This window comes from Streptomyces sp. NBC_00016 (assembly GCF_045040885.1).
In the GTDB taxonomy this organism is placed as follows: domain Bacteria; phylum Actinomycetota; class Actinomycetes; order Streptomycetales; family Streptomycetaceae; genus Streptomyces; species Streptomyces coriariae.
The window spans coordinates 7056406-7069435 of record NZ_CP108304.1; the positions used below are offsets into that span (position 1 = coordinate 7056406).

Consider the following 13030-nt stretch of genomic DNA (forward strand, 5'->3'; position numbering starts at 1 on the left):
ACCTCAGTACTGCGCCCGGAACCGCGTGTACCCCAGCAGGAGGATCACCGCGGCCACGCAGCCCAGGACAAGCGTCGTCGACAGCCAGGACGAGCGGGGCGATGCCACCCGGTCCGGGTCGCCGCGGAACGGGACCGGCTCGGGTGGGTTCTCCTTCCAGCGGGCGGCCAGCATCCTGGCCCGCGCCGAGGGTTCCTTGTGCGCCGCGTCGTCCGCCCACTTGAGGTCGAACTCCCGCTCCACATCATCCTGTTCGGGCATTCCCGTCTCTCCCCCGTCACCTCTGTCGAGGTCTCCCAGTCGAACAGCAGTGCCAGAAACCATACGACGACGCCCCCGTCCCTGAGAAACAGGAACGGGGGCGGACCCGAAGGCTCACGGACCTGTCGGCCCGGGGTCGATCACACGTCGAAGTACAGCTCGAACTCGTGCGGGTGCGGGCGCAGCTGGAGCGGGGCGATCTCGTTGGTGCGCTTGTAGTCGATCCACGTCTCGATCAGGTCGGACGTGAAGACGTCACCGGCGAGCAGGAACTCGTGGTCCGCCTCGAGGCGGTCGAGGACGGCCGGGAGCGAGGTCGGGACCTGCGCGACGCCCGCGTGCTCCTCGGGGGCCAGCTCGTAGAGGTCCTTGTCGATCGGCTCGGCCGGCTCGATCTTGTTCTTGATGCCGTCCAGGCCCGCGAGCAGCAGGGCGGAGAACGCCAGGTACGGGTTGCCGGAGGAGTCGGGCGCGCGGAACTCGACGCGCTTGGCCTTCGGGTTGGAGCCCGTGATCGGGATACGCATGGCCGCGGAGCGGTTGCGCTGCGAGTACACCAGGTTGACCGGGGCCTCGAAGCCCGGGACCAGACGGTGGTAGGAGTTCACCGTCGGGTTGGTGAAGGCCAGCAGCGACGGGGCGTGCTTGAGGATGCCGCCGATGTAGTAGCGGGCCATGTCCGACAGACCCGCGTAGCCGGCCTCGTCGTAGAACAGCGGGGAACCGCCGGTCCACAGCGACTGGTGGACGTGCATGCCCGAGCCGTTGTCGCCGAAGATCGGCTTCGGCATGAAGGTCGCGGTCTTGCCGTTGCGCCAGGCGACGTTCTTCACGATGTACTTGAAGAGCTGGAGGTCGTCGGCCGCGGCGAGCAGCGTGTTGAACTTGTAGTTGATCTCGGCCTGGCCGGCGGTGCCCACCTCGTGGTGCTGACGCTCGACCTGGAGGCCGGACGCGGCCAGCTCCAGGGAGATCTCCGCACGCAGGTCGGCGAAGTGGTCGACCGGCGGGGTCGGGAAGTAGCCGCCCTTGTAGCGGACCTTGTAGCCGCGGTTGTTCTCGATCGCACCGGTGTTCCAGGCGCCGGCCTCGGAGTCGATGTGGTAGAAGGACTCGTTCGCCGAGGTCTGGAAGCGCACGCTGTCGAAGACGTAGAACTCGGCCTCGGGGCCGAAGTACGCGGTGTCGGCGATACCGGTCGACGCCAGGTACGCCTCCGCCTTCTTCGCCACGTTGCGCGGGTCACGGGAGTACTGCTCGCCCGTGATCGGGTCGTGGATGAAGAAGTTGATGTTCAGCGTCTTGTCGCGGCGGAAGGGGTCCACGCGCGAGGTCGACAGGTCGGCGCGCAGCGCCATGTCGGACTCGTGGATGGCCTGGAAGCCGCGGATCGACGAGCCGTCGAAGGCCAGCTCCTCGTCCGGGTCGAACGCCTCGACCGGCAGCGTGAAGTGCTGCATGACGCCCGGCAGGTCGCAGAAGCGGACGTCGACGAACTTGACGTCCTCGTCCGCGATGAACTTCTTGGCCTCGTCGGCGTTCTGGAACATCCAGCTCCTCCTACTCCCGGCCGTCGAGCCGGGGTGGTAGTTCGTTCGTGCGGCCAGTGCGGTGGCACACGCTGTCATCGACCCTAGGGACGGGTGATTTCTCGGGCGTGACCCATTTGTTTCGCACAAGTTAACCGGAGCCTGCCCGGTGTACCCCACCTGTCCGTATCGCGAAACGGGCGCAGTACCGTGGTCGGGTGGACAACAGGGATGCAATCGGCTCGTGGCTCTCGGGCCCCCGCGCAGCCGCTGAGGAAGCCGGTGTCGACTTCGGATACAGGGGTGAGCAGCTCGGTCTGCCGGAGGACGGGCCGGGCTCGATCGCCCGCCCCGGCCGGCGGCTCGGTGCGCTGGCCGTGGACTGGGGATTCGGCGTCTTGATCGCATACAGCTTGATCACGGACGGCTACCGCCCGGCGACGAGCAACTGGGCCTTGCTGGTCTTCTTCGTGCTGAGCGTCCTGACGGTCGGTACGGTCGGCTCCACCCCGGGCAAGCGCCTGTTCGGCCTGCGTGTGGTGTCCGTCGGGACCGGCGCGGTCAGCCCCCTGCGCGCCGTGGCGCGCACGATCCTGCTCTGCCTGGCCGTCCCGGCCCTGATCTGGGACCGCGACGGCCGTGGCCTGCACGACCGCCTGGCCCGCACCGTGGAGGTCCGGATCTGAGTTTCCGCCACGGCCGGCGGGTTCCGGTACGACGAACCGGCGGTTTCCGGTACGACGAAGGGGGCGCCCGGAGTGATCCGGGCGCCCCCTTCGTGACGTGGGGAAGGTGACTCAGCGGGCCTTGCCGCCGCCCTTCGGCAGGCGCATGCCCTTCGGCATCGGACCCTTCGGCAGCGGCATGTTGCTCATCAGGTCGCCCATGGCGCGCAGCCGGTCGTTGGTCGCGGTCACCTGCGGGCCGGCCAGGACCCGCGGGTACTTCAGCAGGGTCGTGCGCAGCTTCTTCAGCTCGACCTGACCCTCGCCCGTACCGACGATCACATCGTGCACCGGCACGTCCGCGACGATGCGGTTCATCTTCTTCTTCTCGGCGGCCAGCAGGCTCTTCACCCGGTTCGGGTTGCCCTCGGCGACCAGGACGATGCCGGCCTTGCCGACGGCCCGGTGCACCACGTCCTGGCTGCGGTTCATCGCCACCGCGGGGGTCGTCGTCCAGCCCCGGCCGATGTTGTCGAGGACGGCCGCGGCAGCGCCCGGCTGGCCCTCCATCTGACCGAACGCGGCCCGCTCGGCCCGGCGTCCGAACACGATCGCCGTCGCCAGGAAGGCGAGCAGGAAGCCCAGGATTCCCAGGTAGACCGGGTGGCCGATCAGGAATCCGATCGCGAGAAAGACGCCGAAGGTGATGAGGAAGACACCCGCAAGGACAAAACCGATCGTCTTGTCGGCCTTGTGGGTCATCTTGAACGTCAGGGCGATCTGCTTCAGTCGCCCGGGGTTAGCGGCGTCCGCCGCGCTGTCACTTCTCGCCATGCCACGAAGTCTACGTGGCCCCGGAAGCGCCTACGACGGCAGGAGGGGAGGTGTGGGGAGGTGCGGGGAGGGGGTGGGTCAGGGGCGGGCGGTGGTGACCGCTTCGAGGACGCGCTGCGCCTCGACCCGGTCCTTGGCGCGACGGCGGTCCTCCAGCACGGAGGTCCAGGCGTTGCGACGGGCGGTGCGCTGGCCGCTGCTCATGAGCAGCGACTCGACGGCGCGCAGTGCGGTGCTGAAGGTCGGGATCGCGGTGGCGCGAACGGGCGCGGCCTGCATGGTGGGTGTCCCCCTCGGACGGCTTCGGGTACGGGGCTGTCTGGTGCACCTGATGTGATACCAGCGTCACTGATTGGTGTTACCAGGGCGTGACCGACCGGTCAAACACGAATGAAGCCTTGATGCGCAGGGCCGAAACGCTGACGCGACCCCGGCGTACGCCCTCATCTGCGAGGACGGCCGGGGCCGCGTCATATCGGTCACTACTGGTCGGTAGCATCTTGTGCGCGAATTCACACAGTCGGCCTGCGGCCGTACGGTGCAAGAGAGCTGACGTCGCGTCAGACGGCCTGTGAGGCGATGAACGCGCCGCGCTTCTCGACGGCCATCTGGTACAGGCGCCCGGCACGGTAGGAGGACCGTACCAGCGGGCCCGACATCACGCCGGAGAAGCCGATCTGCTCGGCCTCCTCCTTCAGCTCCACGAACTCGTGCGGCTTGACCCAGCGCTCCACCGGGTGGTGGCGCACGGAGGGCCGCAGGTACTGCGTGATGGTGACCAGCTCGCAGCCGGCGTCGTGCAGCTGCCGAAGCGCCTCGCCGACCTCCTCACGGGTCTCGCCCATCCCGAGGATCAGGTTCGACTTGGTGACGAGCCCGTAGTCACGGGCCGCCGTGATGACGTTCAGCGAACGCTCGTAACGGAAGCCGGGGCGGATCCGCTTGAAGATCCGCGGGACGGTCTCGACGTTGTGCGCGAAGACCTCGGGCCGCGAGGAGAAGACCTCGGCCAGCTGCTCCGGCACGGCGTTGAAGTCGGGGGCGAGCAGCTCCACCTTCGTACGCCCGGACTCGCGCTCGGCGGTCTGCGCGTGGATCTGCCGGACCGTCTCGGCGTACAGCCAGGCCCCGCCGTCCTCCAGGTCGTCGCGGGCGACGCCGGTGATGGTGGCGTAGTTCAGGTCCATCGTGACGACGGACTCGCCGACGCGCCGCGGCTCGTCACGGTCCAGCGCCTCGGGCTTGCCGGTGTCGATCTGGCAGAAGTCGCAGCGCCGGGTGCACTGGTCGCCGCCGATCAGGAAGGTGGCCTCACGGTCTTCCCAGCACTCGTAGATGTTGGGACAGCCCGCTTCCTGGCACACGGTGTGCAGGCCCTCGCTCTTCACGAGGTTCTGCATCTTGGTGTACTCGGGACCCATTTTCGCCCGGGTCTTGATCCACTCGGGCTTGCGCTCGATGGGGGTCTGGCTGTTGCGGACCTCCAGGCGCAGCATCTTGCGTCCGTCGGGTGCGACTGCGGACACGTCGGCTCCCTGCCTGTCTGCGTAGACTTTCGATTCTTCGGCGTACACCAGGGTACGCCCGTGTTTACCGGGTTCTGCTGTGAGGCCAACCTCAGGGACGAGGGGCCCATTCCCGGTCAGGCGGTCGCCTTCTCGATCTCCCGCGGCTTCGGTTCCGCGGTCTCGAGCACGTCCTTCAGGTGGCGTTCCACCACCGGCAGCACCTCGTCGATCGTGACGTCCCGGCCCAGCTCGTTCGCCAGCGAGGCGACCCCCGCGTCCCGGATCCCGCACGGGATGATCCGGTCGAACCACTTGTTGTCCGGGTTCACGTTGAGCGCGAAGCCGTGCATCGTGACGCCCTTGGCGACCCGGATCCCGATCGCCGCGATCTTGCGGTCCTCGCGCCGCTGGCCCGCGTTCGACGGGGCGTACTCCGGGCCGTTCAGCCGCGGATCGAACTCCTCGTCGGTGAGCCGGGGGTCGAAGTCCAGCGACAGTCCGCCGAGCGAGGGGCGCCGCTCCACCGGATCACCGAGCACCCACACGCCGCTGCGGCCCTCGACCCGGGAGGTCTCGAGGCCGAACTCCGCGCACACCCGGATCAGGGCATCCTCCAGGCGCCGCACATGGGCGACGACGTCCACCGGCCGCGGCAGCTTCAGGATCGGGTAGCCCACCAGCTGCCCCGGCCCGTGCCAGGTGATCTTGCCGCCCCGGTCCACGTCCACGACCGGGGTGCCGTCCAGGGGGCGCTCGTCGTCGGCGGTGCGCCGGCCCGCGGTGTACACCGGCGGGTGCTCCAGGAGCAGCACGGTGTCCGGGACCTCGTCGGTGAACCGCGCCGCGTGCACGCGGCGTTGCTCGTCCCACGCCTCCTGGTACACGACGGCGTCCCCGCCGAACCCCATCCGGACGAACCGCAGCTCGCTCACGGCAAGCGCCTCCCTGGAAAGTCGTCAGGCACGTAACGCGCCCAAGCCACTGTACGTCCGCGCGTTCCGCGTCAGCCCCGGGGTCAATCCTCACACGATCGGATGAATGAACGTCGATGTGTGCGACCGGCTGCTTACGCTCCGCTACATTCGCGCCGTTCGCGAGGCCAAAAGGGCTGCTCACAGCAGCAGAGCACTTCATCCGGGCACGTCGAAGGCCCGGCAGGCAGGAGACCGCACCGCAGATGACGGAACGACCCGCGCAGCGCACTCCCAACCGCCAGCTCGCCGCGCTCATCGCAGAAGCGGGCTTCTCCAACGCGGGACTGGCCCGTCGCGTCGATCAGCTCGGCCTCGAACACGGGCTGGATCTCAGATACGACAAGACGTCCGTCACCCGGTGGCTGCGTGGGCAGCAGCCCCGGGGCACCACCCCCGCGCTCATCGCCGAGGTCTTCACCCGGCGTCTGGGCCGTCGCCTCACCGCCCAGGACCTCGGCCTGGACGCCTGCGCCCCCGTCTACGCGGGCCTGGAGTTCGCCGGTACCCCCGAGGAGGCCATCGACATCGTCGGCGGGCTCTGGCGCAAGGACTCCGGCAGCCATGCCGAGCTCCGCAAGATCGCCTTCACCCCGGCGGGGCTCGTCGTGCCGAGCCGCGACTGGCTGATCGGGCGGGCCGACGAGAAGGTCGCCCGCAGCGAGCCGCCCGCCCGGGTGCCCGTCCAGAGCCGGCCGGGGCCCCGGCCCGCCGCACCCCAGCAGCCCGCGTCCGCGCCGCCCGTGATGGCGCAGGCCCAGGTGCTGCCGGGACCCGCGGCCGTCCCCCGGCAGCGCGGCCAGGGCAGCGAGCGGGGCCTCGGCCAGCGGGTCACCGGCGGCGACATCTCCGCGCTCCGCTCGGTCGGCGAGCTCTTCCGCACCCTCGACGACCGGTACGGCGGCGGTCACGCCCGCCAGGCCCTCGTGCGCTACCTGGAGCACGAGTGCGAGCCGATGCTGCGCGGCGCCTACGGCGAGCAGACCGGCCGCCGGCTGTTCGGCGCGGCCGCCGACCTGACCCGCCTCGCGGGCTGGACCTCCTTCGACATCGCCGCGCACGGCCTGGCCCAGCGCTACTTCGTCCAGGCCCTGCGCCTCTCCCAGGCGGCCGGGGACCGGGCGTACGGCTCCTTCGTCCTCGTCACGATGAGCCGTCAGGCCGTCTATCTCGGCCACGGGCGCGAGGCCGTGCAGCTCGCGCGGGTGGCCCAGCAGGGGGTCGGCACGGGCGCCCCGGCCGTCGTGCAGGCGCTGCTGCACTCGGCGGAGGCGCGTGGGCACGGGGTGCTCGGCGAGGTGCGTGCCTCGACCGCCGCCCTCGCCCGCGCCGAACGCGCGCTGGAGGCGGCCAAGTCGGGCGACGAGGTGCCGCACTGGGCGCGCTTCTTCGACGAGGCGCAGCTCGCCGACGAGTTCGGGCACTGCCACCGAGACCTCCAGCAGTTCCGGGCGGCCGCCCAGCACGCCGAACGCTCCCTGCAGCTGCGTCCCGCCGCGCACGCCCGCAGCCGGCTGTTCTGCCGGGTCGTCCTCGCCTCCGCCCGGCTCGGCCTCGGCGAGCTCGACCAGGCCTGCCAGCTGGCCGCGGAGGCCGCCGGGCAGGCGGCGGAGATGCGGTCCGTCCGTGCGCTGGAGTACGTCCGGGACTTCGAGCGCCGACTGGAGCCGTACAAGGACGCGGCCCCGGCCCGCACCTACCGCGACAAGGTCTCAGCCCTGGGCTGACCTCGGCCCCTGGGGCTGCCGCCCCCCAGACCCCCGTATCGGCCCTGAACGAGCTCGTTCTTCGGTACAGGCCGGGGGCCCGGGGGCGGAGTTCCCGGGCCCCCGGCCCGCCGCTCACGCCGCTGCCTGCTCCTCGTGGGCCGTCGGCAACGGTTCGGCGGCGTGCAGGGAGCCGGCGGCGCCGAGGTCGGAGACGATCGCCGACGCGGCCCGGTGCGCCGAGTGCAGCGCGCCCTGCACGGTGCTGGTGTCCCGATGGTCGCCGCACACGTACAGGCCCGCCAGCAACCGCACGGCCCGCCGCAGGTCGTGCGGCGCCCGCATCGCCGGCACGGCCTCGGCGGTGTGGTGCACGGCCAGGGTCTCCCAGCGCGCGGTCGAGGTGCCGTACAGCCGGGACAGATGCATGCGTACGGCGGTGTCGACGCCCGGCGGCGGTGTGCCGAGGACCGTGGACGAGATCAGCGCACGTCCCGCGGGCGCGCGGCCGGGGTCGACCCGGCTGACCACGGCCGTGTGGGCGACCGGCCCGCCCCGGTCGGCGTCGAGAAGCAGCGACGCACCGGTCCCGGGCGGGTCGTCCGTCGTGTGGTGGACGACCGTCACCGGATGGAAGTCGGGCACCCGCAGCCCGGGCAGCAGCTCCGCCGCGGTGCGCGCGTCGGTGGCCACCAGTACGGCGCGGCAGCGGAACTCACCGTGCTCGGCGGTGGTCACCGAGGTCGTGGAGACCGAGGTGACCCGTATCCCGGTGTGCACGGTGCCCGGCGGCAGCGTCCGGGCGAGCAGCTCGGGCAGTACCTCGGCCCCGCCCTCCGGCAGTGACAGCCTGCCGGCCGCGAAGGCGCGCAGCGCGAGGTCCGCGCACCGGCTGGAGGTGGTGAGGTCGGGGTCGCAGAGCAGCGCGGCGAGCAGCGGACGCAGGAAGCCGTCGATCGTGCGGGCGGGCAGACCACGGGTCGCGAGGGCCTGGGCGGCCGGTGACTCCGGGCGGCGCATCAGCCGTTCGGCGGGGGTGACCGCGAGCCGGGTGAGCGCGGCGCCCAGCCGGGCCTGGTCCACGGCCGTGCCCAGCGGCGCCCCCGCCCGGACCCTGGGTGGCGGCGCCGGCCGTACCCGCGCGGCCGGGGAGCCGCCGGCGCGCGGCCTGGGCACCCCGCCCGGGCGGGGCACGCTCGCCAGGGCGCGTACGGCGTGCAGTGCGCCCCTTGCGCTCCCCGCGCCCGCCTGCGCGCCCGCGCGGTGATGGCGCCCGTCGCTGTGCAGCAGGACCCCCGGCGCGAACGGACGCAGGACGAGGGCGTCCAGCCCCGGCGTCAGGTCCAGTTCCGGGTACGCCGTGGACAGCAGCTGCCCGATGCGGTCGAGTCGGAACCCGTCGACCTTCTCCGTCGACATGCGGCCGCCCACGTAAGGAGCGGCCTCCAGGACTACGGTCGTTACTCCTGCGCTGGCCAGCCGGTGCGCGGCGGAGAGTCCGGCGACACCGGCTCCCACCACGACGACATCTGCCTGGTACGCGGGCTCAAGCACGTGCCCCTCCTCGAGGTTGCGCGGCCGGTGGAGACGTCATGCCCCCAACAGCCGTCCCGGATACCCGAGTTCGGGTCGAGGTTAGGGCCGTGATCGGTCAGGAACAGTCGCGCATGGACAGGGCACGGTCGCACGGCGGTCGCATACGGTCACGTGAAGGATCAGGCTGCCCGGATGGCGTCCTCGATCCCGGGAAACGCGAAGGTGAACCCGGACTCCAGCAGTCGCTTCGGCACCACCCGCGCGCTGCCCAGTACGTCCGCGGCCATCTCGCCCAGCACCGAGCGCAGCACCGGCGCCGGCACCGCGAACAGCGTCGGCCGGTGCAGCACCCGCCCCATCGCCTCGGTGATCTCCCGGTTCGTCAGCGGCTCGGGCGCGGTCAGGTTGAACGGCCCCGACAGGTCGTCCCGGTCGAGCAGATGCCGGATCGCCGCCACCTCGTCGTGCAGCGCGATGTACGACCAGTACTGCCGGCCGTCGCCCATCCGCCCCCCGAGCCCGGCCGTGAAGAGCGGGAACAGCTTGCCCCAGGCCCCGCCGCCGCGCGCCACGACCAGCCCGGTCCGGGTGAGGACGGTCCGGACGCCCGCCTCCCGGGCGGGGCCCGCGGCCGCCTCCCACTCCACGCACAGCTCCGGCAGGAAGCCGGTTCCCGCGGGCGAGTCCTCGTCCACGACCCGGTCGCCCGTCTCGCCGTACAGACCCATCGCGCTGCCGTTCACGAACACCCGCGGCCGTTCGTCGAGCGAGGCCACGGCCTTCGCCAGCGCCGTCGTACCGTGCACCCGGCTGTCGTGGATCCGCTTCTTGTACGCCTCGCTCCAGCGCCGGTCGCCGACCCCCGCCCCGGCCAGGTTGACCACGGCGTCGCACCCGGCGAGCCCTGCCGTGTCCACCTGTCCCCGTTCGGGGTCCCAGCGCACCTCGTCCGCGCCCCGGGGCGCATGGCGCACGAGGCGTACCACCCGATGTCCGTCCGCGGTCAGGGACCGCACCAGGGCGCTGCCGATCAGGCCGGAGGCACCGGCCACCGCGATTCGCTCACGTTCCATGCGGCCATCCTGCCCGCTGACCCGATAAAACCCCGGTCTGGGCGCCGTCTGCCCGCCATAGGGTGACGGCCATGCCCGAACCTTCCGTACCCCGCATCCGCACCGCACGGTCCGCCGACGCCGAGGCGCTGGCCCTCGTCGACCGTCTGACCTGGTCCCCGCTGCACGCGGTCATGCCCGAGCCGGAGCCGCCGTACGCCCCCTTCTTCGACGAGCGCCACGTCCCCGAGGACTATCTGGTCGCCGAACTGGACGATCGTGTCATCGGCTACGTCCGCCTCGCCCTGGCCACCTCGCTCGCCTGCAACGCGCACGTGCGGCAGATACAGGGCCTCGCCGTCCTCGACGAGGGGCGCGGCCGGGGCGTCGGAAGGGCGCTGATCCGCGCCGCCCTCGAGGAGGCCCGCCGGCAGGGCGCGCGCCGGATCACCCTGCGTGTCCTCGGCCACAACGCCCCGGCCCGGGGGCTCTACGCGTCCGAGGGGTTCGTCGTGGAGGGCGTGCTGCCGGAGGAGTTCCTGCTGGCCGGGGAGTACGTGGACGACGTGTTCATGGGGCGCCCGCTGTAGAGCGCCGCGCCGGAGCGGCGCGCGGGGCTCAGGAGGTCGCCAGCTTTCCGGTGTCCACCGCTTGCGTCGCCTTCGCCGCCCGCTCGGCGTCGCCCGCCACCTCGGCCGCCGTGAGCACGTACCCCGTCTCGTCGTCGGAGGTGGAGCGGGCGAAGACGACGCCGTAGACCCGGCCCGCGGTGGTCAGCAGCGGGCCGCCGGAGTTGCCCGGGCGGACGGTGGAGCGGATCGAGTAGATCTCCCGGGTGACGATCTCGTCGTTGTAGATGTTCCGGCCGGTGGCCTTCACCCGGTTCGCGACCGTCGCCGCCTGGAGGTTCAGGTCGCCGTCCTGCGGATAGCCGGCGACGACCGCCGAGTCCCCGCGCGAGGCGTCGTCGTCGAAGCTCAGCACCGGCGCTTTCAGGTCCGGCACGTAGAGCACGGCCACGTCCTTGTCCGGGTCGAAGAGCACCACGCGCGCGTCGTACGACCGGCCCACACCGCCGATCCGTACGGTCGGGTCGTCGATGCCCGCCACCACGTGCGCGTTGGTCATCACGTGCTCGCTCGCGTACACGAAGCCGCTGCCCTCACGGCCCTGGTCGCCCGAGACGCCCTCGATCTTCACCGTGCTCAGCTTGGCCGCCTCGGTCGCGCTCGGCGTGACGCTGTCGCCGGTGGGCTTGGCGACCTCGGCCGTCGACTCGTTCTCGAACGGGTTGAAGACCTGCGGGAAGCCCGCCTGGGTCAGCGCCGAGGTGGCCCGCGAGAACCAGGTGGGCGTGGTGTCCGGCATGGCGTCCTGCACGGCTCCCAGCAGCCGGGAGTCCCGTATGGACGACGTGACCACGGGGGACGAGGACGCGCCCAGCACGCTCGCCGCCACCCACGCCACGATGAGCACCGCCACCGCGTTCGCCGCCGCCCCGCCGACCCCGTCGGCCACTCTGAGCGGGCCGCGGTCCAGCTCCCGCCGCAGCCGCAACGCCAGCCGCCCCGCCAGCTCGTGCCCGGCCACCGCGGGCAGGAGCACCGTGACCACCGCCGTCACCGTCGCCGCCGTGGTCCCCGGTGTGACCAGGTCCATCAGCCACGGCAGGACCCACACGCCGATCACCGCGCCGCCCACGAACCCGGCGAGCGAGACACAGCCGGCCACCAGTCCACGCCGGTAGCCGGAGCCGGCGTAGGCCAGGATCACCAGCACCAGCAGGATGTCGAGCAGGTCCACACGGCCGCCTTTCTCTTGGAACCCCTGGTCGGTGAGTACGTGCGGGAAGGGCCCAGTGATCAGCTACCCATCGATCACCCGCGCGTGACCGACCGAACCGGCCACGCGTGCGTGCTACCCCGGAAAACGTCGTGGAGCGGGACGATGGTTCCACCAGGTGGCACAGCACACATCGCGGACGGGCCGGAACCGGTCGACAGTGGCTTCATGTGTGCCCTCCGACCGGCCGCCCGCGGCGCGCGGGGAACGCGAGGACGGCGCCCGGCGCGGATACCGGGCCCGCTCCTCGTGCTCCTGGGCTGCCTGCCCGGGCTCGCCGCCATGGCTGCCCTGGGGCTGTGCGCGGGTGGCGTCGACGACGCCACCACGGCGGCGTCGGGCCCCCGCTCGCCCGCCGCCCGGCCCGCCGCCGTCCACCCGGCGGTCCGGCCGCCCGTCGTGCCCCGCGCCGCCTGGCTGGACGACCTCGCCCGGCACGCGCAGCCGCCCCCGCGCTACGACGACAAGGTCGTCGCCGTCTTCGTGCACCACACCGACTCGCCCAACGGCTACGCCTGCGCCGACGCGCCCCGGATCATCCGCTACCTGTACGCGGGCCAGATCGGCGCCCGGGACTGGGACGACATCGGCTACAACTTCCTCGTCGACCGCTGCGGCACGATCTACGAGGGCCGCGCGGGCGGCGTCGACCGGCCCGTCACCGGCGCCCACACCCAGGGCTTCAACCACCGTACGGCCGGTATCGCCGCGCTCGGCACGTTCACCGCCGGGGTGCCGGTGCCGCAGGCGATGGTCGACGCGATCGCCGCCCTGACCGCCTGGAAGCTCGGGCTGTCCGACATCGACCCGCGCGCGGACGTCCGGCTCACCTCCAGCAACAGCCGCAGCCGGTACGCCTCGGGCACCACCGCCACCCTCCCGGCGCTGGCCGGCCACAAGGACGGTTACATGACCAGCTGCCCCGGCGCCGCCCTCACCGCGCGTCTGCCGGAGATCCGGGAAACGGCGGCCCGGCTGCAGGGCAGAACGTCCGCCCGGGCCGCCGGGAGTCTCACAGGAACGCCTTAGGCGGCGTTCAGGGTTCTCCCATTCCCGCGTCCTACGGTCATGCACAACACAGACCGACTGGAGGCGGGGATCATGAACAGCAGTCGTAACCGGTCCG

The 13030-nt window shown here is 71.8% G+C and carries 13 protein-coding genes; 4 read left to right on the forward strand and 9 right to left on the reverse strand.

All coding sequences use genetic code 11. The features are described from left to right. Positions 1-3 precede the first annotated feature (3 nt). Both OG933_RS31110 and glnA read right to left on the reverse strand, forming a co-directional pair. The gene (locus OG933_RS31110; RefSeq protein ID WP_362528119.1) at positions 4-261 is read right to left on the reverse strand and encodes a hypothetical protein; all 258 of its coding nucleotides are present in this window, start codon (positions 259-261) and stop codon (positions 4-6) included. Between the two features lie 140 nt (positions 262-401). After that, a complete protein-coding gene (gene glnA, locus OG933_RS31115) occupies positions 402-1811 on the reverse strand; it encodes a type I glutamate--ammonia ligase (protein WP_054237964.1) in 1410 nt (469 codons plus the stop codon). Between the two features lie 197 nt (positions 1812-2008). Between glnA and OG933_RS31120 the strand changes: the two genes are divergently transcribed. Beyond that, the gene (locus OG933_RS31120; protein WP_362528116.1) at positions 2009-2476 is read left to right on the forward strand and encodes an RDD family protein; all 468 of its coding nucleotides are present in this window, start codon (positions 2009-2011) and stop codon (positions 2474-2476) included. Between the two features lie 111 nt (positions 2477-2587). Here OG933_RS31120 and OG933_RS31125 read toward each other — a convergent pair whose 3' ends face one another. The 4 genes from OG933_RS31125 to lipB all read right to left on the reverse strand — a co-directional run bounded on the left by OG933_RS31125 (position 2588) and on the right by lipB (position 5729). After that, on the reverse strand, positions 2588-3289 hold the full coding sequence (locus OG933_RS31125) for a DUF4191 domain-containing protein (protein WP_028806309.1): 702 nt from the start codon (positions 3287-3289) through the stop codon (positions 2588-2590). 78 nt (positions 3290-3367) lie between these two features. Continuing rightward, positions 3368-3568, reverse strand: coding sequence for a hypothetical protein (locus OG933_RS31130; protein WP_020126708.1), 201 nt, complete (start codon positions 3566-3568; stop codon positions 3368-3370). Positions 3569-3849: 281 nt separating this feature from the next. After that, positions 3850-4815 carry a lipoyl synthase gene (gene lipA / locus OG933_RS31135; RefSeq protein ID WP_362272366.1) on the reverse strand — a complete coding sequence of 322 codons (966 nt, stop codon included), beginning with the start codon at positions 4813-4815 and terminating at the stop codon, positions 3850-3852. Positions 4816-4931: 116 nt separating this feature from the next. Next, a complete protein-coding gene (lipB, locus tag OG933_RS31140; RefSeq protein WP_054237959.1) occupies positions 4932-5729 on the reverse strand; it encodes a lipoyl(octanoyl) transferase LipB in 798 nt (265 codons plus the stop codon). 245 nt (positions 5730-5974) lie between these two features. On the opposite strand from lipB, the gene OG933_RS31145 reads away from it, so the two are divergent. Continuing rightward, positions 5975-7495, forward strand: a complete 1521-nt coding sequence (locus tag OG933_RS31145; protein WP_362528109.1) for a regulator — start codon at positions 5975-5977, stop codon at positions 7493-7495. A gap of 114 nt (positions 7496-7609) precedes the next feature. Here OG933_RS31145 and OG933_RS31150 read toward each other — a convergent pair whose 3' ends face one another. Both OG933_RS31150 and OG933_RS31155 read right to left on the reverse strand, forming a co-directional pair. Next, positions 7610-9028 carry an NAD(P)/FAD-dependent oxidoreductase gene (locus OG933_RS31150; RefSeq protein WP_405630112.1) on the reverse strand — a complete coding sequence of 473 codons (1419 nt, stop codon included), beginning with the start codon at positions 9026-9028 and terminating at the stop codon, positions 7610-7612. A 161-nt stretch (positions 9029-9189) separates the two neighbouring features. Beyond that, a complete protein-coding gene (locus tag OG933_RS31155; protein WP_362528104.1) occupies positions 9190-10083 on the reverse strand; it encodes a TIGR01777 family oxidoreductase in 894 nt (297 codons plus the stop codon). Between the two features lie 71 nt (positions 10084-10154). Between OG933_RS31155 and OG933_RS31160 the strand changes: the two genes are divergently transcribed. Next, positions 10155-10652, forward strand: coding sequence for a GNAT family N-acetyltransferase (locus tag OG933_RS31160; RefSeq protein ID WP_362528102.1), 498 nt, complete (start codon positions 10155-10157; stop codon positions 10650-10652). A 28-nt stretch (positions 10653-10680) separates the two neighbouring features. Here the strand turns inward: OG933_RS31160 and OG933_RS31165 are convergent, their stop codons facing one another. Beyond that, entirely contained in the window at positions 10681-11865 is a 1185-nt protein-coding gene (locus OG933_RS31165) for a MarP family serine protease (protein WP_054237954.1), read from the reverse strand. A 207-nt stretch (positions 11866-12072) separates the two neighbouring features. Here OG933_RS31165 and OG933_RS31170 point away from each other — a divergent pair, with 207 nt between their 5' ends. Next, the gene (locus OG933_RS31170) at positions 12073-12933 is read left to right on the forward strand and encodes a peptidoglycan recognition protein (RefSeq protein ID WP_405630116.1); all 861 of its coding nucleotides are present in this window, start codon (positions 12073-12075) and stop codon (positions 12931-12933) included. Positions 12934-13030: the final 97 nt, after the last annotated feature.

Coding starts and splice junctions, on each gene's coding strand:
- OG933_RS31110 (WP_362528119.1), bottom strand. CDS start 261: ATGCCCGAACAGGATGATGTGGAGCGGGAGTTCGACCTCAAGTGGGCG.
- glnA (WP_054237964.1), bottom strand. CDS start 1,811: ATGTTCCAGAACGCCGACGAGGCCAAGAAGTTCATCGCGGACGAGGAC.
- OG933_RS31125 (WP_028806309.1), bottom strand. CDS start 3,289: ATGGCGAGAAGTGACAGCGCGGCGGACGCCGCTAACCCCGGGCGACTG.
- OG933_RS31130 (WP_020126708.1), bottom strand. CDS start 3,568: ATGCAGGCCGCGCCCGTTCGCGCCACCGCGATCCCGACCTTCAGCACC.
- OG933_RS31145 (WP_362528109.1), top strand. CDS start 5,975: ATGACGGAACGACCCGCGCAGCGCACTCCCAACCGCCAGCTCGCCGCG.
- OG933_RS31155 (WP_362528104.1), bottom strand. CDS start 10,083: ATGGAACGTGAGCGAATCGCGGTGGCCGGTGCCTCCGGCCTGATCGGC.
- OG933_RS31160 (WP_362528102.1), top strand. CDS start 10,155: ATGCCCGAACCTTCCGTACCCCGCATCCGCACCGCACGGTCCGCCGAC.
- OG933_RS31170 (WP_405630116.1), top strand. CDS start 12,073: ATGTGTGCCCTCCGACCGGCCGCCCGCGGCGCGCGGGGAACGCGAGGA.